The organism is Streptomyces sp. AM6-12 (genome assembly GCF_044327085.1).
Classification (GTDB): Bacteria; Actinomycetota; Actinomycetes; order Streptomycetales; family Streptomycetaceae; genus Streptomyces.
In genome coordinates this window covers 1,130,030-1,152,874 of sequence record NZ_JBIQWN010000001.1, presented here as the reverse complement: position 1 = coordinate 1,152,874, position 22,845 = coordinate 1,130,030, and the positions used below count along the sequence as shown (strand labels likewise).

21 protein-coding genes are annotated in these 22,845 nt (G+C 71.7%); 8 read left to right on the top strand and 13 right to left on the bottom strand.

Annotated elements, in window-relative coordinates; translation table 11 throughout:
• Positions 1-8: 8 nt before the first annotated feature.
• The 8 genes from ACE4Q9_RS05155 to tkt form a co-directional block, all read right to left on the bottom strand.
• Entirely contained in the window at positions 9-683 is a 675-nt protein-coding gene (locus ACE4Q9_RS05155; protein ID WP_397983027.1) for a TetR/AcrR family transcriptional regulator, read from the bottom strand.
• Between the two features lie 132 nt (positions 684-815).
• A complete protein-coding gene (locus ACE4Q9_RS05150) occupies positions 816-1,409 on the bottom strand; it encodes a histidine phosphatase family protein (protein WP_397983026.1) in 594 nt (197 codons plus the stop codon).
• 2 nt (positions 1,410-1,411) lie between these two features.
• A complete protein-coding gene (gene gnd, locus ACE4Q9_RS05145) occupies positions 1,412-2,290 on the bottom strand; it encodes a phosphogluconate dehydrogenase (NAD(+)-dependent, decarboxylating) (protein ID WP_397983025.1) in 879 nt (292 codons plus the stop codon).
• A gap of 2 nt (positions 2,291-2,292) precedes the next feature.
• The gene (pgi, locus tag ACE4Q9_RS05140) at positions 2,293-3,951 is read right to left on the bottom strand and encodes a glucose-6-phosphate isomerase (RefSeq protein WP_397983024.1); all 1,659 of its coding nucleotides are present in this window, start codon (positions 3,949-3,951) and stop codon (positions 2,293-2,295) included.
• Position 3,952: 1 nt separating this feature from the next.
• Positions 3,953-4,879 (bottom strand): glucose-6-phosphate dehydrogenase assembly protein OpcA, encoded by a 927-nt coding sequence (opcA, locus tag ACE4Q9_RS05135; RefSeq protein ID WP_397983023.1) that lies wholly within the window; start codon positions 4,877-4,879, stop codon positions 3,953-3,955.
• Positions 4,876-6,462 (bottom strand): glucose-6-phosphate dehydrogenase, encoded by a 1,587-nt coding sequence (gene zwf / locus ACE4Q9_RS05130; protein ID WP_397983022.1) that lies wholly within the window; start codon positions 6,460-6,462, stop codon positions 4,876-4,878. Before zwf ends, opcA begins: the two co-directional genes overlap by 4 nt.
• The gene (tal, locus tag ACE4Q9_RS05125) at positions 6,459-7,604 is read right to left on the bottom strand and encodes a transaldolase (RefSeq protein ID WP_397983021.1); all 1,146 of its coding nucleotides are present in this window, start codon (positions 7,602-7,604) and stop codon (positions 6,459-6,461) included. Before tal ends, zwf begins: the two co-directional genes overlap by 4 nt.
• 19 nt (positions 7,605-7,623) lie before the next feature.
• On the bottom strand, positions 7,624-9,699 hold the full coding sequence (gene tkt, locus ACE4Q9_RS05120) for a transketolase (RefSeq protein ID WP_397983020.1): 2,076 nt from the start codon (positions 9,697-9,699) through the stop codon (positions 7,624-7,626).
• A 146-nt stretch (positions 9,700-9,845) separates the two neighbouring features.
• Between tkt and ACE4Q9_RS05115 the strand changes: the two genes are divergently transcribed.
• The gene (locus ACE4Q9_RS05115) at positions 9,846-10,748 is read left to right on the top strand and encodes a helix-turn-helix domain-containing protein (RefSeq protein ID WP_397983019.1); all 903 of its coding nucleotides are present in this window, start codon (positions 9,846-9,848) and stop codon (positions 10,746-10,748) included.
• A 137-nt stretch (positions 10,749-10,885) separates the two neighbouring features.
• On the opposite strand, the gene ACE4Q9_RS05110 is transcribed toward ACE4Q9_RS05115, so the two are convergent.
• Positions 10,886-11,728, bottom strand: a complete 843-nt coding sequence (locus ACE4Q9_RS05110) for a hypothetical protein (protein WP_397983018.1) — start codon at positions 11,726-11,728, stop codon at positions 10,886-10,888.
• A gap of 233 nt (positions 11,729-11,961) precedes the next feature.
• Here ACE4Q9_RS05110 and ACE4Q9_RS05105 point away from each other — a divergent pair, with 233 nt between their 5' ends.
• The 3 genes from ACE4Q9_RS05105 (at position 11,962) to ACE4Q9_RS05095 (ending at position 14,919) form a co-directional block, all read left to right on the top strand.
• Positions 11,962-13,299 (top strand): 6-phospho-beta-glucosidase, encoded by a 1,338-nt coding sequence (locus ACE4Q9_RS05105; protein ID WP_397983017.1) that lies wholly within the window; start codon positions 11,962-11,964, stop codon positions 13,297-13,299.
• An 83-nt stretch (positions 13,300-13,382) separates the two neighbouring features.
• Positions 13,383-14,288 carry a metallophosphoesterase family protein gene (locus tag ACE4Q9_RS05100; protein ID WP_397983016.1) on the top strand — a complete coding sequence of 302 codons (906 nt, stop codon included), beginning with the start codon at positions 13,383-13,385 and terminating at the stop codon, positions 14,286-14,288.
• Positions 14,236-14,919: a 4'-phosphopantetheinyl transferase gene (locus tag ACE4Q9_RS05095; protein ID WP_397983015.1), complete on the top strand. Its 684-nt coding sequence runs from the start codon at positions 14,236-14,238 to the stop codon at positions 14,917-14,919. Before ACE4Q9_RS05100 ends, ACE4Q9_RS05095 begins: the two co-directional genes overlap by 53 nt.
• An 80-nt stretch (positions 14,920-14,999) precedes the next feature.
• On the opposite strand, the gene ACE4Q9_RS05090 is transcribed toward ACE4Q9_RS05095, so the two are convergent.
• On the bottom strand, positions 15,000-15,230 hold the full coding sequence (locus tag ACE4Q9_RS05090) for a hypothetical protein (RefSeq protein WP_397983014.1): 231 nt from the start codon (positions 15,228-15,230) through the stop codon (positions 15,000-15,002).
• Positions 15,231-15,350: 120 nt separating this feature from the next.
• Entirely contained in the window at positions 15,351-16,007 is a 657-nt protein-coding gene (locus tag ACE4Q9_RS05085) for a helix-turn-helix domain-containing protein (protein WP_397983013.1), read from the bottom strand.
• 261 nt (positions 16,008-16,268) lie between these two features.
• Here ACE4Q9_RS05085 and ACE4Q9_RS05080 point away from each other — a divergent pair, with 261 nt between their 5' ends.
• The 3 genes from ACE4Q9_RS05080 (at position 16,269) to ACE4Q9_RS05070 (ending at position 20,084) form a co-directional block, all read left to right on the top strand.
• Entirely contained in the window at positions 16,269-16,940 is a 672-nt protein-coding gene (locus ACE4Q9_RS05080; protein WP_397983012.1) for a hypothetical protein, read from the top strand.
• A gap of 150 nt (positions 16,941-17,090) precedes the next feature.
• On the top strand, positions 17,091-19,139 hold the full coding sequence (locus tag ACE4Q9_RS05075) for a phosphocholine-specific phospholipase C (RefSeq protein WP_397983011.1): 2,049 nt from the start codon (positions 17,091-17,093) through the stop codon (positions 19,137-19,139).
• Between the two features lie 66 nt (positions 19,140-19,205).
• Positions 19,206-20,084, top strand: coding sequence for a phospholipid scramblase-related protein (locus ACE4Q9_RS05070; protein WP_397983010.1), 879 nt, complete (start codon positions 19,206-19,208; stop codon positions 20,082-20,084).
• A gap of 123 nt (positions 20,085-20,207) precedes the next feature.
• On the opposite strand, the gene ACE4Q9_RS05065 is transcribed toward ACE4Q9_RS05070, so the two are convergent.
• The gene (locus tag ACE4Q9_RS05065) at positions 20,208-21,203 is read right to left on the bottom strand and encodes a hypothetical protein (protein WP_397983009.1); all 996 of its coding nucleotides are present in this window, start codon (positions 21,201-21,203) and stop codon (positions 20,208-20,210) included.
• Complete coding sequence (locus ACE4Q9_RS05060) at positions 21,200-22,009, bottom strand: phosphatase PAP2 family protein (protein WP_397983008.1); 810 nt, start codon at positions 22,007-22,009, stop codon at positions 21,200-21,202. The genes ACE4Q9_RS05065 and ACE4Q9_RS05060 overlap by 4 nt, the downstream gene beginning before the upstream one ends.
• 219 nt (positions 22,010-22,228) lie before the next feature.
• On the opposite strand from ACE4Q9_RS05060, the gene ACE4Q9_RS05055 reads away from it, so the two are divergent.
• A complete protein-coding gene (locus tag ACE4Q9_RS05055) occupies positions 22,229-22,843 on the top strand; it encodes a TetR/AcrR family transcriptional regulator (protein WP_397983007.1) in 615 nt (204 codons plus the stop codon).
• Positions 22,844-22,845: the final 2 nt, after the last annotated feature.

The following is a 22,845-nucleotide window of genomic DNA, read 5'->3' as shown; positions in this document are numbered from 1 at the left end:
TCCGGCCGTCAGCGGCCGACCGGTTCCGTCCCGTCGGCCGTGAGGTACCCGATCACCATGTCCCCGGCCATCCTGCGGTAGTGCCCCCGCCGCTCCGGATCGGTCAGGTCCCGCCCGAACAGCGCGCCGAACGTACGCCGGCCGACCATCCGGAAGAAGCAGAACGAGCTGATCACCGCGTGTACGTCGACCGCGTCCACGTCCGTCCTGAACACCCCCGAGCCCTGCCCGGCGGCGAGGATCTCCCGCAGCGCGTCGAGCGCGGGGGAGCCGGTCGCGCCGAGTCTCCGTAAGGCCCTGACGTGTTCCGCGCCCTGGATGTTCTCGGTGCTCAACAGGCGAACGTAGTCCGGGTGTTGCTCGTGGTGGTCGAAGACCGTCTCGGCCAGGTGCCGGACCGCCGCGACCGGGTCGAGGTGGGCGACGTCCAGCCGGTGCCCGGCGTTGCGCAGGGCGCCGTAGGCCCGTTCGAGGACGGCGGTGAACAACTGCTCCTTGCCGCCGAAGTAGTAGTAGATCATCCGCTTGGTGGCGCGGGTGCGGGCGGCTATCTCCTCCACCCGGGCGCCCTCGTAACCGGCCCGCGCGAACTCGCGGGTGGCCACGTCGAGGATCTCGGCCCTGGTGCGCGCGGCGTCCCGCACCCGCCCGCCGGGTCGTACTGGTTCTTCGACGCTGGTCATCGGGGGTTTCCTCAGGGCCTCGGACCGCCGCGGTGGTGCGCTCGGTGCACCCGATTCTAAGACGCGAACATGACAGCGCGAATGCCGCGGTCCGGGTCACACGGGGTGACCCGGACCACGGTGCGTGCGGTGCTACGGCCGCCGGTTCCACTCGGTGATCACGGGGTGCCCGTGCTCGGTGGACAGCCGGCTGACGGTGCCGGTGGCCAGCTGGAACAGCCGGCCCTCCGCGGGCGCGAGGCCCAGCCGGCGGGCCGTCAGGACCCGCAGGACGTGGGCGTGGGCGACGAGCACCACATCGCCGCCGTCCCCGGCGAGCGCGCTCTCCACGCGGGCCAGCACCCGGTCGGCGCGGGCGCCGACCTCGGCAGGCGACTCGCCCGGATGCCCCTCGGGCCCCGGCACCACCCCGTCGGTCCACAGGTCCCAGTCGGGGCGGGTGCGGTGGATCTCGGCGGTGGTGATGCCCTCGTAGCCGCCGTAATCCCATTCACGCAGGGCGGGTTCGGGCTCGACGCCGGTCAGGCCCGCGAGGGCGGCGGTGCGCTGGGCGCGGCCGAGCGGGCTGCTCAGTACGAGCGAGTAGGTCCGGCCGGACAGGAGCGGGGCGAGGGACTTGGCCTGTTCCTCGCCGTGGTCGGTCAGGGGCAGGTCGGTGTAGCTGGTGTGCTGTCCCGACCTGCTCCACTCCGTCTCCCCGTGGCGGACCAGCAGAAGGTCCGCCACGGTCAGCCCTTCTTCTCGACCGCGTGGCCGCCGAACTGGTTGCGCAGCGCCGCGACCATCTTCATCTGCGGCGAGTCGTCCTGCCGGGAGGCGAACCGGGCGAACAGCGAGGCGGTGATCGCCGGGAGCGGCACCGCGTTGTCGATGGCCGCCTCGACGGTCCAGCGGCCCTCGCCGGAGTCCTCCGCGTAGCCGCGCAGCTTCTCCAGGTGCTCGTCCTCGTCCAGCGCGTTGACCGCGAGGTCGAGCAGCCAGGAGCGGATGACCGTGCCCTCCTGCCAGGAGCGGAACACCTCGCGGACGTTCTCCACGGAGTGCACCTTCTCCAGCAGCTCCCAGCCCTCGGCGTACGCCTGCATCATCGCGTACTCGATGCCGTTGTGGACCATCTTGGAGAAGTGCCCGGCGCCGACCCGGCCCGCGTGCACATAGCCGTACGGGCCCTCCGGCTTGAGCGCGTCGAAGATCGGCTGGAGCCGGTCCACGTTCTCCTTCTCGCCGCCGACCATGAGCGCGTAGCCGTTCTGGAGGCCCCACACACCGCCGGAGACGCCGGCGTCCACGAAGCCGATGCCCTTGATGCCGAGCGCCGCGGCGTGCTTCTCGTCGTCCGTCCAGCGGGAGTTGCCGCCGTCGATCACCGTGTCGCCGGGCTCCAGCAGGTCGCCCAGCTCGTCCACGACGGTCTGGGTGGCGGTGCCGGCCGGGACCATCACCCACACATGGCGGGGCGCGTCCAGCTTCTGGACCAGTTCGGCGAGGCTCTTGACGTCGGAGACCTCAGGGTTGCGGTCGTAGCCGATGACGGTGTGGCCGGCGCGGCGGATCCGCTCGCGCATGTTGCCGCCCATCTTGCCGAGACCGATGAGACCGAGCTGCATGATCAGTTCTCCGATGCGTTCTTGAGAGTGCGGTAGGCGGCGACGAGGGCCGTGGTGGAGGGATCGAGGCCGGGCACCTCGGCGCCTTCGGTGAGGGCGGGTTCGACGCGCTTGGCGAGGACCTTGCCCAGCTCCACGCCCCACTGGTCGAAGGAGTCGATGTCCCACACCGCGCCCTGCACGAACACCTTGTGCTCGTACAGCGCGATCAGCTGGCCCAGCACGGACGGGGTGAGTGCCCTCGCCAGGATGGTGGTGGTGGGCCGGTTGCCCTGGAAGGTCTTGTGCGGCACCAGTTCCTCGGGCACGCCCTCCGCGCGGACCTCCTCGGCACTCTTGCCGAAGGCCAGCGCCTGGGTCTGGGCGAAGAAGTTGGCCATCAACAGGTCGTGCTGCGCCTTGAGTTCACCGCTCAGCTCGGCCACCGGCTCGGCGAAGCCGATGAAGTCGGCGGGGATGAGCTTGGTGCCCTGGTGGATCAACTGGTAGTACGCGTGCTGCCCGTTGGTGCCCGGCGTGCCCCAGACCACGGGACCCGTCTGCCACTCCACCCGGCGTCCGTGCCGGTCCACCGACTTGCCGTTGGACTCCATGTCGAGCTGCTGGAGGTAGGCGGTGAACTTGGACAGGTAGTGGCTGTACGGCAGTACGGCGTGCGACTGGGCGTCGTGGAAGTTGCCGTACCAGATGCCCAGCAGGCCCAGCAGCAGCGGGGCGTTGGCCTCGGCGGGCGCGGTGCGGAAGTGCTCGTCCATCAGCCGGAAGCCGTCCAGCATCTCCCGGAACCGGTCCGGGCCGATGGCGATCATCAGGGAGAGGCCGATCGCGGAGTCGTACGAGTAGCGGCCGCCGACCCAGTCCCAGAACTCGAACATGTTGTCGGGGTCGATGCCGAACTCGGTCACCTTCTCCGCGTTGGTGGACAGCGCCACGAAGTGCTTCGCCACGGCCTTCTCGTCCCCGTCGAACGCTTCGAGCAGCCACGATCGCGCGGAGGTCGCGTTGGTGATCGTCTCGATCGTCGTGAACGTCTTGGACGCGATGATGAACAGCGTTTCGGCCGGGTCCAGGTCGCGGGTGGCCTCGTGCAGGTCGGCGCCGTCCACGTTCGACACGAAGCGGACGGTCAGGTCCCGGTCGGTGAAGCTGCGCAGCGCCTCGTACGCCATCGCGGGCCCGAGGTCGGAGCCGCCGATACCGATGTTGACTACATTGCGAATGCGCTTGCCGGTGTGACCCGTCCAGGCGCCCGAGCGCACCCGCTCCGCGAAGTCGCTCATCTTGTCGAGGACGGCGTGCACCTTGGGCACCACGTTCTCGCCGTCCACCTCGATCACCGCGTCCCGCGGCGCGCGCAGCGCGGTGTGCAGCACCGCCCGGTCCTCCGTGACGTTGATCTTCTCGCCGCGGAACATGGCGTCCCGCAGCCCGCATACATCGGTGGCGGCGGCGAGTTCCCGCAGCAGGGACAGGGTCTCGTCCGTGATCAGGTGCTTGCTGTAGTCGATGTACAGATCACCGGCCCGGACCACGTACCGCTCGGCGCGGCCCGGATCCGACGCGAACAGCTCGCGCAGGTGCAGCGGCCCCTCGGCGCGGTGGGCGGCGAGCGCCGTCCACTCCGGCCGGTGGGTGAGGTTGGGATAATGGACGTCGGCCATCTCAGGCGTTCTCCTTGGCGGCCTCGCCCCGCAGGGCGATGGCGTACATCTCGTCGGCGTCGAGGCGGCGCAGCTCCTCGGCGATGAGTTCGGAGGTGGGGCGGACCTTCAGGGCGAGGGTGCGCGGCGGCTGGCCCGGCAGGGTGAGCGTCGCGAGCGGGCCCTCGGGGCGGTCCACGACGATCTCGCCGTCGCGGGTACCCAGCCGTACGGCCGTGACCACCGGGCCCTCGGTGACCACCCGGTCCACGCTCACCCCGAGCCGCGCCTCCAGCCAGCGGGCCAGCAGCTCGGCGCTCGGGTTGTCCGCCTCGGCCTCCACGGCCGCCGACGTCACCTTCGCCCGCGCCTGGTCGAGCGCGGCGGCCAGCATCGAGCGCCACAGCGTCAGCCGGGTCCAGGCGAGGTCGGTGTCGCCGGGCGCGTAGTTGCGGGCGCGGGCCTCCAGGACCTCCATCGGTCGCTCCACCGCGTACAGATCGGTGATCCGGCGCTGGGCGAGCGCGCCGAGCGGGTCCTTGGACGGGTTGTCGGGCGCGTCCACCGGCCACCACACGACCACCGGGGCGTCCGGCAGCAGCAGCGGCAGCACCACCGAGTCGGCGTGGTCGGACACGTCGCCGTAGGTGCGCAGCACCACCGTCTCGCCGGTGCCGGCCTCCGAGCCGACCCGGACCTCGGCGTCCAGGCGCGAGTGGGTGCGGTCGCGCAGGGTGCGCGGGTGCCGCTTGATGACGACCAGGGTGCGCGAGGGATGCTCGTGCGAGGCCTCCTCGGCGGCCCGCATCGAGTCGTAGGCGTTCTCCTCGTCCGTGACGATGACCATCGTCAGGACCATGCCCACGGCCGGGGTGCCGATCGCTCGGCGGCCCTGCACCAGCGCCTTGTTGATCTTGCTTGCCGTGGTGTCGGTCAGGTCGATCTTCATGGCCTGCGCCAGCTCCGTCCGTCTCGTGCGAGCATCTCGTCGGCTTCCCGCGGTCCCCAGCTGCCCGACGCGTACTGTGCCGGACGGCCGTGCGCCGCCCAGTACTGCTCGATCGGGTCGAGGATCTTCCAGGACTCTTCCACTTCCTGGTGACGCGGGAACAGGTTGGCGTCGCCCAGGAGCACGTCCAGGATGAGCCGCTCGTACGCCTCCGGGCTGGACTCCGTGAACGACTCGCCGTAGGCGAAGTCCATGGACACGTCCCGGATCTCCATCGAGGTGCCCGGCACCTTGGAGCCGAAGCGGACCGTCATGCCCTCGTCCGGCTGGACGCGGATCACGATCGCGTTCTGGCCCAGCTCCTCGGTGGCGGTGGAGTCGAAGGGGGAGTGCGGGGCCCGCTTGAAGACCACCGCGATCTCCGTCACCCGGCGGCCGAGCCGCTTGCCGGTGCGCAGGTAGAACGGGACGCCCGCCCAGCGCCGGTTGTCGATGCCGATCTTGATCGCGGCGAAGGTGTCGGTCTTCGACTGGGGGTCGATGCCGTCCTCCTCCAGATAGCCGACGACCTTCTCGCCGCCCTGCCAGCCGCCCGCGTACTGGGCCCGCACGGTGTGCCGGCCCAGGTCCTCCGGGAGCCGCACCGACTTGAGCACCTTCAGCTTCTCGGTGAGCAGCGCCTCCGCGTCGAACGCGATGGGCTCCTCCATGGCGGTGAGCGCCATCAGCTGGAGCAGGTGGTTCTGGATGACGTCACGGGCGGCGCCGATGCCGTCGTAGTAGCCGGCCCGGCCGCCGATGCCGATGTCCTCGGCCATGGTGATCTGGACGTGGTCGACGTAACTGCGGTTCCAGATCGGCTCGTACATCTGGTTCGCGAAGCGCAGCGCCAGGATGTTCTGGACCGTCTCCTTGCCCAGGTAGTGGTCGATGCGGAACACCTGGTCCGGCTCGAACACGTCGTGCACGATCGCGTTCAGCTCCCGGGCGCTGGCCAGGTCGTGGCCGAACGGCTTTTCGATGACCGCGCGCCGCCAGGAGCCCTCGGGCGGGCTCGCCAGGCCGTGCTTCTTCAGCTGCTGCACGACCTTCGGGAAGAACTTCGGCGGCACCGAGAGGTAGAACGCGAAGTTGCCGCCGGTGCCGCGGGAGGCGTCCAGCTCCTCCACGGCGTCCTTGAGCTGCTTGAACGCGGTGTCGTCGTCGAAGTCGCCGGGGATGAAGCGCATGCCCTCGGCGAGCTGCTGCCACACCTCCTCGCGGAACGGGGTGCGCGAGTGCTCGCGCACCGAGTCGTGGACGACCTGCGCGAAGTCCTGGTCCTCCCACTCGCGGCGGGCGAAGCCCACCAGGGAGAAGCCCGGCGGCAGCAGACCGCGGTTGGCCAGGTCGTACACGGCCGGCATCAGCTTCTTGCGGGACAGGTCACCGGTCACCCCGAAGATGACCAGACCCGACGGACCCGCGATGCGCGGCAGACGCCGGTCGCGGGTGTCCCGCAGCGGGTTCACCCAGTCGGCGGCCGGGGCGATGGGCACCCGGACCTCCTCGGGTGCCGGGGCCGGGCTCGCTTTCTCGGTCATCGCGCGTCAACTCCCTTGCTCTCCAGGGACTTCGTCACCGCGTCCAGCAGGTCCTGCCAGGCCGTCTCGAACTTGGCGACGCCTTCGTCCTCCAGCTGCTGGACGACCTCGTCGTAGGAGATGCCGAGCCGCTCGATCGCGCCGAGGTCGGCACGGGCCTGCGCGTAGCCGCCGGTCACCGTGTCGCCGGTGATCTCGCCGTGGTCGGCGACGGCGAGCAAGGTGGCCTCCGGCATGGTGTTGACCGTGCCCGGCGCGACGAGGTCGTCCACATACAGGGTGTCCTTGTACGCGGGATCCTTCACACCGGTGGACGCCCACAGCGGACGCTGCTTGTTCGCCTTGTCCCCGGCGAGCGCCAGCCAGCGGTCCGACGCGAAGACCTCCTCGTACGCCTCGTAGGCCAGCCGCGCGTTGGCCAGGGCCGCGCGGCCCTTGAGCGCGAGGGCCTCGTCGGTGCCGAGCGCGGTCAGCCGCTTGTCGATCTCGGAGTCCACGCGGGAGACGAAGAACGAGGCCACCGAGTGGATGGTGGACAGATCGATGCCGCGCTCGCGGGCCTTCTCCAGGCCGGCCAGGTAGGCGGCCATGACCTCGCGGTAGCGCTCCAGGGAGAAGATCAGGGTCACGTTGACGCTGATGCCGAGCCCGACGACCTCGGTGATCGCCGGCAGCCCCGCCTTGGTCGCCGGGATTTTGATCATCACGTTCGGGCGGTCGACCAGCCAGAACAGCTGCTTGGCCTCGGCGACGGTCGCCGCCGTGCGGTGGGCCAGCCGGGGGTCGACCTCGATGGAGACCCGGCCGTCGCGGCCGTCCGTCGCCCGGTACACGGAGTCGAGGATGTCGGCGGCGTCCCGCACATCGGCGGTGGTCATCATGCGTACGGCCTCGTCGACCGTCACGCCGCGCACGGCCAGCTCGGTGAGCTGCTCCTCGTACCCCTCACCGGAGCCTATGGCCGCCTGGAAGATCGACGGGTTGGTGGTGACACCGACGGCGCTGCCGCTCGCCACCAGGTCGGCGAGGCTGCCCGAGGTGATCCGCCCCCGCGACAGGTCGTCCAGCCAGACGGACACACCCTCGTCGGCAAGGCGCTTGAGGGCTCCCGGAGTCGCGATTGCTTCGGTCACAGTGATCATCTTTCCTTGTGTGTCGGTGTCAGGCGCGCGCGGCGGCGAGCGATTCGCGGGCCGCCGCGGCGACGTTCTCGGGGGTGAAGCCGAACTCGGTGAACAGGGTCCCGGCGTCGGCGGAGGCGCCGAAGTGCTCCAGGGATACGATCCGGCCCGCGTCACCCACATAGCGGTACCAGGTCAGCCCGATGCCGGCCTCCACCGCCACCCGCGCCTTCACGGCCGGCGGCAGCACCCGCTCGCGGTAGGTGCGCGGCTGCTCCTCGAACCACTCCACGGACGGCATCGAGACCACCCGCGTGCCGATGCCCTCGGCCTCCAGCCGCTCGCGCGCGGCCACGGCGAGCTGCACCTCGGAGCCGGTCGCGATGACGATCACCTCCGGGACCTCCGTCGAGGACTCGCACAGCACATAGCCGCCCTTGGCCGCGTCCTCGTTCGGCGCGTACACCGGCACGCCCTGGCGGGTGAGCGCGAGCCCGTGCGGGGCAGGGCTGGTGGCGTGCCTCTTCAGGATCTCGGCCCAGGCGATCACGGTCTCGTTGGCGTCCGCCGGGCGGACGACGTTCAGGCCCGGAATGGCGCGCAGCGAGGCCAGGTGCTCGACCGGCTGATGGGTCGGGCCGTCCTCGCCGAGGCCGATGGAGTCGTGCGTCCAGATGTACGTCACCGGCAGCTGCATCAGCGCGGACATCCGCACCGCGTTGCGCATGTAGTCGGAGAACACCAGGAAGGTGCCGCCGTAGACGCGGGTGTTGCCGTGCAGGGCGATGCCGTTCATCTCCGCCGCCATGGAGAACTCGCGGATGCCGAAGTGCACGGTACGGCCATAGGGGTCGGCGGTCGGCAGCGGGTTGCCCTCGGGGAGGAACGAGCTGGACTTGTCGATGTCGGTGTTGTTGGAGCCGGCGAGGTCGGCGGAGCCGCCCCACAGCTCCGGCAGCACCGGGCCGAGCGACTGGAGCACCTTGCCGGAGGCGGCGCGGGTGGCGACCGACTTGCCCTCCTCGAACACCGGCAGGGCGTCCTCCCAGCCCGCGGGCAGCTCGCCCCGGCTGATCCGGTCGAACAGGGCGGCCCGCGCCGGCTCCGCGGTGCGCCACTCGGCGATCCGCTTGTCCCAGGCCGCGTGCGCCTCGGCACCCCGGTCCAGGGCCCGCCGGGCGTGCTTCAGGACCTCGTCCTCGACCTGGAAGGACCGCTCCGGGTCGAAGCCGAGGAGGCTCTTGGTGGCCGCGATCTCCTCCGCGCCGAGCGCCGAGCCGTGGGATGCCTCGGTGTTGCGGGCGTTCGGGGCCGGCCACGCGATGATCGTGCGCATCGCGATGATCGAGGGCCGCCCGGTCTCGTTCCGCGCCGCATCGAGGGCCGCGTACAGGGCGGCCACGTCCACGTCGCCGTCGGCGGTGGGCTCGACGCGCTGGGTGTGCCAGCCGTATGCCTCGTACCGCTTCAGCACCTCCTCGGAGAAGGCGGTCGCGGTGTCGCCCTCGATGGAGATGTGGTTGTCGTCGTAGAGGAAGACCAGGTTGCCGAGCTTCTGGTGGCCGGCGAGCGAGGACGCCTCGGCGGAGACGCCCTCCTCCAGGTCGCCGTCGGAGACGATCGCCCAGACGGTGTGGTCGAAGGGGGAGGTGCCCGCGGGGGCCTCGGGGTCGAACAGGCCGCGCTCGTAGCGGGCGGCCATCGCCATGCCCACCGCGTTGGCGACGCCCTGGCCGAGCGGCCCGGTGGTGGTCTCCACGCCCGCGGTGTGCCCGTACTCCGGGTGGCCGGGGGTCCGCGAGCCGTGGGTGCGGAACGCCTTCAGGTCGTCCAGCTCCAGCTCGTACCCGGCCAGGAACAGCTGGGTGTACAGGGTCAGCGAGGTGTGGCCGGGGGAGAGGACGAACCGGTCACGGCCGGTCCACTCCGGGTCCGCCGGGTCGTGACGCATCACCTTCTGAAAGATCGTGTACGCGGCAGGCGCCAGGCTCATCGCGGTGCCCGGATGGCCGTTGCCCACCTTCTGCACCGCGTCGGCCGCCAGCAGACGGGCGGTGTCCACGGCCCGCCGGTCGAGATCGGTCCACTCGAAGCCACTGGAAGTGTGCGTGCTCATCTTCAAGAAGTCCTCGTTCAGTACGGAAGGGCTGGCCGGACGCGTTCAAACTTAAAAGTCTGACTTTTTCGACGGAAGGGCGGGATGTGTCACCCTGTGGTGAATCTGGGACAGTGATCGCGGAGCAGGGACGGCACGAAAAGGACATGGCTGACACAACGCCCCAAGAGGGCGGCGCGGCGGGCGACGACGGCATCAGAACCCTCCCCTTCCCGACCGAGCTGGCCGTCGGCGGTGTCGGCATGCGGATCGGCCGGATGGGGGCCGACCGCTCCTGGCGGACCGACATCCCGCTGGACCGTGTCCACCGCATCGACTTCCACGTCGTCCTGCTGTTCGCCGAGGGCCCCGTCCGCCACATGGTCGACTTCACCGAGTACGAGGCCGCGGCCGGCGACCTGCTGTGGATACGACCCGGACAGGTCCACCGCTTCTCCCGCGAGTGCGTGTACCGCGGAACCGTGCTGACCATGCAACCCGGCTTCCTGCCCCGCGCCACCGTCGAGGCGACCGGGCTGTACCGCTACGACCTGCCGCCGCTGCTGCACCCCGACGCGGCCCAGCTCGAAGCGCTGCGGGCGGCCCTGGAGCAGCTGCGCCGCGAGTACGAGGACACGACGACCCTCCCGCCCAGCCTGCACACGGCCGTCCTGCGGCACGACCTGACCGCGTTCCTGCTGCGCCTCGCCCACCTCGCCGCCAGCTCCGCGCCCGGCTCACGGCAGCAGTCGGACAACACCTTCACGCTGTTCCGGGACGCGGTCGAGCAGGGCTTCGCCACCAACCACAGCGTCAGCGCCTACGCCGACGCCCTCGGTTACTCCCGCCGCACCCTGGTGCGGGCCGTGCGCGCGGCCACCGGCGAGACCCCCAAGGGCTTCATCGACAAACGCGTCGTCCTGGAGGCCAAGCGCCTCCTCGCCCACACCGAGCTGCCCATCGGCCGGGTCGGCGCGGCCGTCGGCTTCCCGGACGCGGCGAACTTCTCCAAGTTCTTCCAACTGCACACCGGGAGAACGCCGGCGGCCTTCCGCGCCGAACTGCGGTAACCGCCAGGGCTCTTGACCTGGAGCGCGCTCCGGATCCGAGCACGGGCCGCATGAACATCCGCGCGGGCGTCGGAGGGAGCCTGCGCCGCCCGCGCGTCGGGGACGGGCGGGCGGCTGCCGCCCGCCACCGCGTGGTCCTAATCCAGGTGGTACGCGTACACGGTCGTCGCCACCGCGCACACGCCCGGTGCGACCACCTCGGCGCGCAGGGTGCGCGTCGCGGGGTCGTAGTCGACGCCCTCGGCCTCGAACGTGCCCTTGCACACGCTGTGCTGGGGGAGCCCGAAGAGGCTGGAGACGTGGCCGGTGACCGGCCTGCCGTCCAGCGGGTGCGGCAGATCGACCTGGAGGAGCGGCCTGCTCTGCGGGAACAGCTCGCCCGAGGCGTCGTCGGACGCGCACACCAGCCGGGTGGCGGTCACGAAGTCGCAGCCCTGGATGTCGCGGACCGGCTTGTCCAGGCTGATCTGCCCGGCTTGGGCCAGCGTCCCGCCGGTGCGCGGGGTGGCCGGGTTGAGCAGCGGCGCGGGGAACACCTGGAGCCGGTCCTGGTCCTCCCACTCGCCGGAGACCAGCCACTGCCCGTCGGGCGAGACGGCGGCGAAGGAGTTGTTCACCTTCTCGCCCGCGTCCAGCGGGTGCACGTAGTCGTACCGCTTGCCGTCCGGCGTGGTCACCTCGTACATCTTCGACGTGGCCGTGTCCGCGCCCTGGTAGGCGTCGAAGACATAGCCGCGCGCGATGTCCGGATCACCCACGTGGTTCCAGCCCTTGACCCGCAGATCCAGCGGGATGTCGAGCAGTCCGCGGTGCAGCAGCGAGCCGTCGGCCCGGCTGGCGAGGCCCTGGCCGCCGCCCAGGGTGTCGGTGTACGACGTCCCGGCCGCCGTCCACCGGGCCGGCTCGGACGCCGACGCGCTCGGGGCGGCACACACGAGGGCGCCCACCAAGGCGGTGAGCGCGGCGAGTTGACGCTTCATCAGGCTCCTGTCACTTGCGTGCGGTCGGAAACCGCATGCAACCACGGATCGGCGGCCACCGGGTGACGGGGGTGCGTCCGGTGCGCCGGTTCCGGTCGACGACGGGGCGTATTCCGGTCCGCTGTCCCCGTGCTTTCCGGGACAGGAAGGGGCGGGAGCGTGCGCCGGGAGGTGGCGGGCGGGGATGATGTGCCCTGGCAGGGCTTACGGGACTCGGGAAAGGTGCGTGGGACGTGAGGCTGACGATTCTGGGCGGTGGCGGCTTCCGCGTGCCCCTCGTGTACGGCGCGCTGCTGACCGACCGTGCCGAGGGCCGGGTCACCGAGGTCGTCCTGCACGACCTGGACGCCGGCCGGCTGCACGCGGTCTCCCGCGTCCTCGCCGAGCAGGCCGCCGGGACCACCGACGCACCCCGCGTGAGCACCACCACGGACCTCGACGAGGCCCTGCGCGGCGCCGGCTTCGTGTTCTCCGCGATCCGCGTCGGCGGCCTCGACGGCCGTGCGGACGACGAGCGGATCGCGCTGGCCGAGGGCGTGCTCGGGCAGGAGACGGTCGGCGCGGGCGGCATCGCCTACGGGCTGCGCACCGTGCCCGTCGCCACGGACATCGCCCGCCGTGTGGCCCGCCTCGCCCCTGATGCCTGGGTGATCAACTTCACCAACCCGGCCGGACTGGTCACCGAGGCGATGTCCCGGCACCTCGGCGACCGCGTGATCGGCATCTGCGACTCCCCGGTCGGCCTCGGCAGGCGGCTCGCCCGCGTCCTCGGCGCCGACCCGGAGGACGCCTTCGTGGACTACGCTGGCCTCAACCACCTCGGCTGGGTCCGCGGCCTGCGCATCGACGGACGCGACGAACTGCCGAGGCTGCTCGCCGACCCCGCACTGCTCGGCTCCTTCGAGGAGGGCAGGCTTTTCGGCCCGGACTGGCTGCGCTCGCTCGGCGCGATCCCCAACGAGTACCTGCACTACTACTACTTCAACCGGGAGACCGTCCGCGCCTACCAGGACGCGGACCTGACCCGCGGCGCCTTCCTGCGCGACCAGCAGGCCCGCTTCTACGCGGAGGCCGGGCGCCCGGACGTCTCCGCGCTGCGCGCCTGGAACCGCACCCGCGCCGAGCGCGAGGCGACGTACATGGCGGAGAACCGCGAGACCGCGGGCGCCGGCGAACGCGAGGAGGAGGACCTCTCCGGCGGCTACGAGAAGGTGGCCCTCGCCCTGATGCGCGCCATCGCCCGCGACGCCCGTACGACCCTCATCCTCAACGTCCGCAACCAGGGCGCCCTCCCGGACCTCGACGCCGACGCGGTCGTCGAGGTGCCCTGCCTGGTGGACGCGAACGGCGCCCACCCGCTGGCCGCCGCCCCGCTGCCCGCCCACGCGGCCGGCCTGGTCGCCTCGGTCAAGGCGGTGGAGCGCGAGGTGCTCGCCGCCGCCGAGACCGCCTCACGGGCCACCGCGGTCAAGGCCTTCGCCCTGCACCCTCTGATCGACTCCGTGGCCGTGGCCCGCCGGCTGACGGACGGCTACCTCGCCGCCCATCCAGGGCTGGCCTACCTCAAATAGGCCGACCCGAAAGGCTCTTGAACGGCGCACGTGATTATGTTCTTGTGGACCAGACAATGCGCTGATCGGAAGGGGGACACGGGGTGGAGCCGACGGCCGGTCCCGGCCAGTTGCTGGCCATCAGCGACCTGCACATCTCCTACCCGGAGAACCGTGCGCTGGTGGAGCAGCTGCACCCGACGGGCGACGAGGACTGGCTGATCGTCGCCGGCGACATCGCGGAGACCGTGGCGGACATCCGCTGGACCCTCGCCACCCTCGCGGCCCGGTTCCGCAAGGTCCTGTGGACCCCCGGCAACCACGACCTGTGGACCCACCCCAAGGACTCCGTACAGCTGCGCGGCGTCGCCCGCTACGAGCACCTGGTCCAGGTCTGCCGCGAACTCGGCGTCCTCACCCCCGAGGACCCCTACCCGGTGTGGCACGGTCCCGGCGGCCCGGCCGCCGTCGCCCCGCTGTTCCTCGGCTACGACTACAGCTTCCTGCCCGCCGGCTGCACCACCAAGGCCGAGGGCCTCGCCTACGCCGAGGGCACCGGCATCATCTGCAACGACGAGTACCTGCTACATCCGGACCCCTACCCGAGCCGCGAGGCGTGGTGCCGGGACCGGGTGGCGTGGACCGAGGAGCGGCTCGCCGCGCTGCCCGGCGACCTGCCGACCGTGCTGGCCAACCACTACCCGCTGCACCGGCACCCCACCGAGGTGCTGTGGCACCCCGAGTTCGCCATGTGGTGCGGCACCGAGCTGACCGCCGACTGGCACCGCCGGTTCCGCGTCGCCACCATGGTCTACGGCCATCTGCACATCCCCCGCACCACCTGGCACGACGGAGTCCGCTTCACCGAGGTCTCCGTGGGCTACCCCCGCGAGTGGCGCAAGCGCACGGCGACGCCGGGCACGGCGCGCCGCATCCTGCCGATGGAGGTGGAAACCGGTGATCGAGCAGCTGCTCCCGGAGTCGGTCGTGGCCGTGGAGGCACTCCCTGACGACCCGCTGTGGGACTCCCCGCTCCACCCGGAGGAGGAGGTGCTCGTCGCCCGCGCCGTGGGCAAGCGGCGCCGCGAGTTCGCCGCCGTGCGCGGCTGCGCCCGGCGCGCCATGGAGAAGCTCGGCGTCCCGGCGGCGCCCGTGGTCAGCGGCGAGCGCGGCGCCCCGCGGTGGCCCGCGGGCATCGTCGGCAGCATGACCCACTGCGCGGGCTACTGCGCCGCCGCGCTGGTCCACGCCACCGACCTCGTCTCGCTGGGCATCGACGCCGAACCGCACGGCCCGCTGCCCGACGGCGTGGGCGCCTCCGTCTTCCTGCCCGCCGAGACGGAACGCCTGCGGCGGCTCGCCGAACAGGACCCCGCCGTGCACTGGGACCGCATCCTGTTCAGCGCCAAGGAGTCCGTGTACAAGGCGTGGTTCCCGCTCACCCGCGCCTGGCTGGACTTCTCCGAGGCCGACATCACCCTGCGCCCGTCCCCCGACGGCGCCCCGCACGGCACCCTGCACGCCGAACTCCTGGTCCCCGGACCGCTCGTGGGCGGCCGCCGCCTCCAGGTCCTCGACGGCCGCTGGGCCGCCGGAAACGCGCTGGTGACCACCACGATCGTCATCCCGCACCCCGCCTGACGAGCCTCGGCACCCGCGCCCCGGCGGCCGCCGTCACCGCGGCCGGATCCCGGCGACGGCGGCCACCGCCCTGCGTCCGTTCAGCCTGCCGACGGGCACCACTCGCCCAGCATCCGGAAGAACTCCGCCTCATTGCCCGCGAGACCCGCCTTCGCGAGGGCCGTCTCCGCCTCGGCGAGCACCGAGGGCGGCACCAGGGCGGGCGGCGCTCCCTGCGGTGGACCGTCGAAGGCGGCGCGCACCGTGTGCAACAGCCGCAAGTAGGCCTGGACGGCGGTGCGCTCATGGTCGGTCAGGACGGCGGTCGGCATCGGTCGGCTCTCCCCGGATAGGCGTCACGGTCACGCGCGCTACGGCGCACGCATACCAGCTTGCCGCCCACCACTGACAATCGGGCGAAACCGCCCCCGGCGCCGCGCCCCGGACCGCCCTCAGGACTCCGGCCGCTTCACGCTCTCCAGGAGCATGTCCAGCCATTCCGCGACCTTGTCCCGGTGCTGGTCGGTCGGCAACTGCGCGGCCCGCCAGGCTATTCCGCGCACCCCGTGGTCCTGGAGCAGCCGCTCCAGCGGATCCTCGGCGGGCCCGGCCGCGGCCCGCTCCCGGTCGGCCAGCTTCTGGAGCAGCTCCTGCTCGGTGCGCTGGAGCGCGCCCGCCAGCGCCTCCGGGTCCTCCGCCGTCAGGAACCCGGCGTGCACCCGGAAGAAGCGCTGCAACGCGTCGCAGTGCTCCATGGTGGGCCGCCGGTCGCCGTTGATCAGGGCGCCGGCCTGCTGCCGGGACATGCCCGCGCCGTCGGCGATCTCCTGCTGGGTGTACTTGCGGCCGTTCGGCTTCAGCCGGGTGCGCCGCAGCAGCCCGAGGCGCTGCAAAAACCGTGCCTGGACATCGGGTTCGCCCGCCGGGCGCCCGCTGAGCAGGGCCTTGACCACCGGCTCGGGCACCCCGCAGGCGACCGAGAGCCGCGCGACGTCGAAGACCTCGGCCTGGGACACCCCGAGCCGCTCGGCGAGCGCGGTGACGCGGGCGACGACGGCCGGCAGCTGGGCGGTCGCCGCGGCGCCCGGATCCTCGTAGCCATCCGTCACCGACAGAACTCCTACGTCTCTCGAGCAAGGGCAACAGGTGCGTCCGTGCATAGGGCATGCCCGGTACCGGGACCGGCGGTCGCCGTGAACTTCCCGGAGATTAGCCGGTGCCGTGAACCCACATCCAGGTGTCGCCACAACTGTGGCGAATTTCAGCCGTCAACCGGCCTGGAATGCCACGATAGTTGACATCACTCCTCGCGGGGAAGCAGGATCACATCGCCGCGTGAAGGCCGCAGAGGCAAGAGGGGTGACCTCCCGATGGCACATCAGGCAGGAGGGCAGCGGCCGGCGCCGCGGCCCGTCCCCGAGACCTCCGAGACCCATTCGTACCTACAGGACTACGGCGTGCTGCTGGACGCCGTGCCCTTCCCGTCCCTGGTGGTGGACCACCGCTGGGACGTGGTGCTGGCCAACTACGCCTACGCCACGCTGTTCGGCGGGGCGCGCCCGCACCCCACGGCCATGCCGGGGGACAACTTCCTGCGGTTCGTGCTGTTCCACCCGGACGCCGGGCTCGTCCTCGGCGACCACGAGGCGGGCTGGTGCCTGCCCATGCTGGCCCAGCTCAAGGTCGCCATGGACGCGTACGGCCACGATCCCGAACTCCAGGCCATCCGCCGGGACATCGGCCAGGACCCGCTCATGGAGGCCGCCTACCGGCAGGGTCTGCCGCACTGGATCCGTGCCGTCGGCGAGCGCGGCACCCGGCTCGACGGTGCCGTACGGCTGCTGCTGCACCCCGACCCGCGCCGGGGCCCCAGCGAGTGCCGGATCGTGGACGAGACCCCGCAGGCCCTGCGCGAACTGGGCTGCCGGCGCCTGACCCTGGTCCCGCGCGATGCCCGCCGGGCCGCCGCCCCGGTGCGCCGCCCGCGCAGGCAACGCGCCACGCCGGCGCACCTGACGGTCGTACCGCCGCCCGAGGACTGAGGCCACAGGAGCGGCACCCGGGGTCCGGCCACCGTTCGCGGGCCCCGCACCTTTCACACAGGTGACACCTCACCCTTCCCTGACGTTCGCCGCGCTTGGCACACTCGGCGCGGCAGTCACGGACGTCAGGACGAGAGGACCCAACCCCCCATGACCGGAGTCAACCGCCGGCGCTTCCTCCAGATCGCGGGCGCCACGACGGCGTTCACGGCGTTGTCGAGCAGCATCCAGCGCGCGGCCGCCCTGCCCGCGAACCACCGCACCGGATCGGTGGAGGACGTCGAGCACATCGTCGTCCTGATGCAGGAGAACCGTTCTTTCGACCACTACTTCGGTTCGCTGAGGGGCGTGCGCGGCTTCGGCGACCCGCGCCCGGTCAGCCAGAACGGCCGCTCCGTCTGGCAGCAGTCGGACGGCACCCGCGACATCCTGCCCTTCCACCCGGACGCCGACGACCTCGGTCTCGCCTTCATCCAGGACCTGCCGCACGGCTGGAACGACGGGCACACCGCGTTCAACGGCGGTAAGTACGACAAGTGGGTACCGGCCAAGTCCGCGACGACGATGGCGTACCTCACCCGCGCGGACATCCCCTTCCACTACGCGCTCGCGGACGCCTTCACCGTGTGCGACGCCTACCACTGCTCCCTCATCGGCTCCACCGACCCCAACCGCTACTACATGTGGACGGGTTACACCGGGAACGACGGCAAAGGCGGCGGCCCGGTCCTCGGCAACGACGAGAAGGGCTACGGCTGGACGACGTACCCCGAGCGCCTGGAGCAGGCGGGCGTGTCCTGGAAGATCTACCAGGACATCGGCGACGGCCTGGACGCGAACGGCGGCTGGGGCTGGATAGACGACGCCTACCGGGGCAACTACGGCGACAACTCGCTGCTCTACTTCGACGCGTACCGCAACGCCCGGCCCGGCGACGCGCTGTACGACAAGGCCCGCACCGGCACGAACGCCAAGGCGGGCGAGGGCTTCTTCGACCGGCTGAAGGCGGACGTCAAGGCCGGGACGCTCCCGCAGGTCTCCTGGATCGCCGCCCCCGAGGCGTTCACCGAGCACCCCAACTGGCCCGCCAATTACGGCGCCTGGTACGTCTCCCAGGTCCTGGACGCGCTCACCTCCAACCCCGAGGTGTGGGCGAAGACCGCCCTGTTCCTGACCTACGACGAGAACGACGGCTTCTTCGACCACGTCCTGCCGCCCTTCCCGGCCGCCTCCGGGGCCCAGGGCAAGTCGACGGTCGACGCCTCGGCCGACCTGTACCAGGGCGGCGCCGGATACACGGCGGGACCGTACGGTCTCGGCCAGCGGGTGCCGATGCTGGTGATCTCGCCCTGGAGCAAGGGCGGTTACGTCTGCTCCGAGACCTTCGACCACACCTCGATCATCCGCTTCATCGAGCAGCGCTTCGGGGTGCGCGAGCCGAACATCTCGCCCTGGCGGCGCGCCGTGTGCGGTGACCTCACCAGCGCCTTCGACTTCTCCCGCAAGGACACCGGGCCCGTCTCGCTGCCCTCGACCGCCGGCTACCTGCCGCCGGACCACGACCGGCACCCCGACTACGTGCCCAAGCCGCCCGCGAACCCCTCGCTGCCCCGGCAGGAGCGCGGCAGCCGGCCCACCCGCCCGCTGAAGTACGCGCCCCTCGTGGACGGTGCGGCGGACACCTCGGCCGGCACCTTCACCCTCACCTTCGCCTCGGGCGCGCAGGCGGGCGCGGTCTTCCTGGTCACCTCCGGCAACCGCACCGACGGCCCCTGGTCCTACACCACCGAGGCCGGCAAGACGCTCTCCGACACCTGGAACTCGGCCTACTCCGGTGGCTCCTACGACCTCGCCGTGCACGGTCCCAACGGCTTCCTGCGCGTCTTCAAGGGCCGCAACAAGGCGGCGGGCCCCGAGGTGACCGCCCGGCACACCGGCGACCACGTCGAACTCACCCTCACCAACCGGGGGTCCGGCACGGCCCGGCTGAAGATAGCCGACGGCTACGGCGGCGCTCCGGTCACCGTGTCCGTACGCCCCGGCGCGAGCGTCCGGCACACCGTGGACCTCACGCACAGCCACCTCTGGTACGACCTGACGGTGACCTCGGCGGACGACCCGGCCTTCCTGCGCGGCTTCGCCGGGCACGTGGAGAACGGACGGCCCGGCGTCAGCGACCCGGCGCTCGGGACGCAGTGATCGGGCGATGAACACCGCCGCCGCCGAGCTGGTCAGGTACCGGTCAGAGCAGGGTAGTGTGCCCCGGTGACCACGCAATCAAACACCCCGGCAGGCTGGTACCCGGACCCGCACGGCGCGCCGCAGACGCTCCGTTACTGGGACGGAAGCCAGTGGACCGAGCACACGAACAACCAGACCCAGCAGGGCCAGCAGGCCGCGGGTGCCCAGCCGGGCATACCGCAGCAGCAGGCCCAGCAGGCCGTGCCGCAGCAGCAGTTCCCGCAGCAGCAGGCCGCTCCCGACGCCCGGGTGCAGCGCCAGGTGCAGCAGCAGGCGGGCGTCGTGGCCGGCGGCCCCGGCGGCGGCACCCTGTTCACCGAGCCGGTGCTGGTGGTGAACCAGAAGGCCAAGCTGATCGAGCTGACCAACGAGTACAAGGTCATGGATCAGAACGGCCGCGAGCTCGGCTCGGTCACCGAGGTCGGGCAGGGCGCGCTGCGCAAGATCCTTCGCTTCGTCTCCAGCTGGGACCAGTTCCTGACCCACAAGCTGGAGATCCGCGACGCCTACGGCCAGCCGCAGCTGCTGCTGACCCGGCCCGCGAAGATCTTCAAGTCGCGGGTGATCGTGTCCCGCCCGGACGGCTCGCAGGTCGGCGAGATCGTCCAGCAGAACATGATCGGCAAGATCAACTTCGCGATGAACGTGAACGGCCAGCAGGTCGGCGCGATCAAGGCGGAGAACTGGCGGGCGTGGAACTTCGCGATCGTCGACCACGCGGACAACGAGGTCGCCCGGATCACCAAGACCTGGGAGGGCCTCGCCAAGACGCTGTTCACCTCCGCGGACAACTACGTCCTCCAGATCCACTACCAGCTGCCCGAGCCGCTGCTGAGCCTGGTGGTCGCCACGGCCCTGACCGTCGACACCGCGCTCAAGCAGGACTCGCGAGGCTGGAACTGACCCCCTCCCGTACGGGGGCACGCGGCACAGCGCACACAGCACGGCGGAACGCCGGATACGGCGATGGCGGCCGGGACACGCGGAAACGCGCGCACCGGCCGCCGACGTCTGTCCGCGTCACGGTCACAGCGCCGTGAGATGCCCCGGCTGGTCGGGCCGTCCGGGCTGCTCCGGCAGCCGCGGGCGCAGGGCCGGTTCGGCCGCCGCGGTCCCCGGTCGCAGGGCGAGCACCGCGGCCACCGGATGGTCGCCCGGCTCCCCGCCGTCCGCGCTCTCCCCGTTCTTCCCGGTGTCCCGCGGCTCGGTGACGCGGGTGAGCAGCACCACCCCACGGGCGGCGAGCACTGCCCCGGCGAGCGCCAGCAGCACCCCGCCCGCGCCCCCGGTCAGACCCTGTCCGAGCAGGGTGAGCCCGATCAGGGCGGCGGCCACCGGGTTGGCCAGCGTGACGACCGCCAGCGGGGCGCCCAGGCCCCCGCGGTAGGCGGTCTGCGACAGCAGCAGCCCGCCCACGGCGAACGCCGCGACCAGCACCGCGACCACGATCACCTCGGTGCTCAGCACCGGCCCCGAGCGGTCGGTCGCGGCCACGGTCACGGTCTGGGTGAGCGCGGAGGCCACCCCCGAGGCGAACCCGGACGCGGTCGCGTGCCGCAGCCCCGGCCGGGCGCCGGGCCAGGACAGGGCGCCGATCAGCGCGGCCGTCGTACCGGCCACCGCCACCGCCTCCGGCAGGCTCAGCACCCGCGCGGGCGCGGGCCCGGACGCGGTGACCAGGACCGCGCCGAGACCGAGCAGGGTGAGCGCCGTACCGCGCCACTCCACCGCGCTGACCCGCCGCCCGGCCGCCCGCGCGCCCAGTGGCACGGCCGCCACCAGGGTGAGGGCGCCGAGCGGCTGTACGACGGTCAGCGGGCCGTACTTCAGGGACACCACGTGCAGCAGCGCGGCCGCCGCGTTCAGCCCGACCGCCGACCACCAGGCGCCGGTGCCGAGCAGCCGCAGCAGCCCGGCCCCGGGGGCACGGGCGGCCAGCCGCTCCTGGGCGACCGCGGCGAGCGCGTAGGCCACCGCCGAGACCAGGGACAGCGCGACGGCGAGCAGCTCGGCGGCGCTCATCGGCCCGCTCCCGCCAGGACCCGCTGGCGCTGGCGCGGGACGATCCGGCCGGTGCCGTGGCCCGACGCCGTGGTGGTGGCGCGGTGCGGGGGACGGAGCAGCGCGAGGGCGATGCCCAGCATGGCGGTCGCGGCGAGCGCGTCGAGCCAGTAGTGGTTCGCCGTGCCCACGATCACCAGCAGCGTGACCAGCGGGTGCAGCAGCCACAGCCGGCGCCACCGGGAGCGGGTGGCCGTGATCAGGCCGATCGCCACCATCAGCGCCCAGCCGAAGTGCAGCGAGGGCATCGCGGCGAACTGGTTGGAGAGATGGTCGTGGGCCGGCGGTCCGTACACGGAGGGGCCGTAGATCCGGGCGGTGTCCACGAGGCCGGTCCCGGCCAGCATGCGCGGCGGGGCCAGTGGGAACGTGAAGGGCAGTACCAGGGCCGCCGCGGTGACCGCCGCGAGGACCCGGCGGGCCCAGACGTAGTGGGCGGGCCGCCGGAGGTAGAGCCAGACCAGGAAGGCGAGCGTGGCCGGGAAGTGGACCGTCGCGTAGTAGGTGTTGGCCACCCGCACGAGCACGTCGCCGTGGAGCAGCGCCGACTGGACGGCGGTCTCGCGCGGCAGGTGCAGGGCCCGCTCCAGGTGCCAGACGTGATGGGCGTTGTGGAAGGCGCGCAGGGTGTGGCCGGTGGCCAGCTGCCGGCCGAGCTTGTAGACGAGGAAGAGTCCCGCGACGAGCAGCAACTCGCGCAGGAGACCCGGCCGCGCGGAGGCGTCCGGGCCCGTTCTCGCCCCGGCAGGCTCGGTGAGCGCAGTCATCTCCCGGCCCCCTTCGCTGACGATCGTGTGTGGCAACGCTTCGGTACGGTGTGGCACCTCTTTGGTACGTGTCCGTACCGGTACGTTGGTGTACCGATACGCCAGTGTACCGATACGATTGGGTACCGGTACACTGGCGTATCGATTGAAGTGCGACACACTGGAATCCGGGCACAGGGCGCCCGCGGAGGGCGCCCTTGAGTGAGGGGAAGCGCGAACATGACGTCGCAGGCCGCGGAGGGACCGGAGACGGTCGTCGCCTCGCGCCGCTCCAAGATCACGCCGGAGCGTGAGCGGGAGTTCTTCGACGCCGTGCTGGAACAGATCCGGGAGTGCGGCTACGAGTCCGTGACCATGGAGGGCATCGCCTCCAGCACCCGGTGCAGCAAGTCCACGCTTTACCGGCAGTGGAAGAACAAACCCCAGTTCGTGGCCGCCGCGCTGCGGGCCCGCGGACGGGTGCGCTTCGCCGGCATCGACACCGGCTCGCTCGCCGAGGACCTGCGGCAGGCCGCGCGGGCCGCGGGCGACTGGTCCGGCAAGGACACCAAGCTGCTCCAGGCGCTCGGCTCCGCGGTCACCCAGGACCAGGAGCTGGCCCAGGCGCTGCGCGAGGCGCTGGTGCACCCGGAGATCGCCGCGCTCCAGGAGATCCTCGACCGCGGCGTGGCGCGCGGCGAGATCCCCGGGGACCACCCCGCGCTGGAGTTCATCCCCGCCATGATGTTCGGCGTGCTGCGCGTGCGGCCCGTGCTCAGCGGCCAGTACGCCGACGCCGGTTACCTGCTCCGGTTCGTGGAGGCCACCGTGCTGCCCGCGCTCGGACTGAGATGAGA

What these genes read in the sequence shown, in the direction of transcription:
- tkt (WP_397983020.1), bottom strand. Translation starts at nt 9,699, where the DNA reads ATGAGCACGCACACTTCCAGTGGCTTCGAGTGGACCGATCTCGACCGG.
- zwf (WP_397983022.1), bottom strand. Translation starts at nt 6,462, where the DNA reads ATGACCGAGAAAGCGAGCCCGGCCCCGGCACCCGAGGAGGTCCGGGTG.
- ACE4Q9_RS05110 (WP_397983018.1), bottom strand. Translation starts at nt 11,728, where the DNA reads ATGAAGCGTCAACTCGCCGCGCTCACCGCCTTGGTGGGCGCCCTCGTG.
- opcA (WP_397983023.1), bottom strand. Translation starts at nt 4,879, where the DNA reads ATGAAGATCGACCTGACCGACACCACGGCAAGCAAGATCAACAAGGCG.
- ACE4Q9_RS05080 (WP_397983012.1), top strand. Translation starts at nt 16,269, where the DNA reads ATGGCACATCAGGCAGGAGGGCAGCGGCCGGCGCCGCGGCCCGTCCCC.
- ACE4Q9_RS05060 (WP_397983008.1), bottom strand. Translation starts at nt 22,009, where the DNA reads ATGACTGCGCTCACCGAGCCTGCCGGGGCGAGAACGGGCCCGGACGCC.
- pgi (WP_397983024.1), bottom strand. Translation starts at nt 3,951, where the DNA reads ATGGCCGACGTCCATTATCCCAACCTCACCCACCGGCCGGAGTGGACG.
- ACE4Q9_RS05115 (WP_397983019.1), top strand. Translation starts at nt 9,846, where the DNA reads ATGGCTGACACAACGCCCCAAGAGGGCGGCGCGGCGGGCGACGACGGC.
- ACE4Q9_RS05065 (WP_397983009.1), bottom strand. Translation starts at nt 21,203, where the DNA reads ATGAGCGCCGCCGAGCTGCTCGCCGTCGCGCTGTCCCTGGTCTCGGCG.
- ACE4Q9_RS05155 (WP_397983027.1), bottom strand. Translation starts at nt 683, where the DNA reads ATGACCAGCGTCGAAGAACCAGTACGACCCGGCGGGCGGGTGCGGGAC.
- tal (WP_397983021.1), bottom strand. Translation starts at nt 7,604, where the DNA reads ATGATCACTGTGACCGAAGCAATCGCGACTCCGGGAGCCCTCAAGCGC.
- ACE4Q9_RS05075 (WP_397983011.1), top strand. Translation starts at nt 17,091, where the DNA reads ATGACCGGAGTCAACCGCCGGCGCTTCCTCCAGATCGCGGGCGCCACG.
- gnd (WP_397983025.1), bottom strand. Translation starts at nt 2,290, where the DNA reads ATGCAGCTCGGTCTCATCGGTCTCGGCAAGATGGGCGGCAACATGCGC.
- ACE4Q9_RS05055 (WP_397983007.1), top strand. Translation starts at nt 22,229, where the DNA reads ATGACGTCGCAGGCCGCGGAGGGACCGGAGACGGTCGTCGCCTCGCGC.
- ACE4Q9_RS05090 (WP_397983014.1), bottom strand. Translation starts at nt 15,230, where the DNA reads ATGCCGACCGCCGTCCTGACCGACCATGAGCGCACCGCCGTCCAGGCC.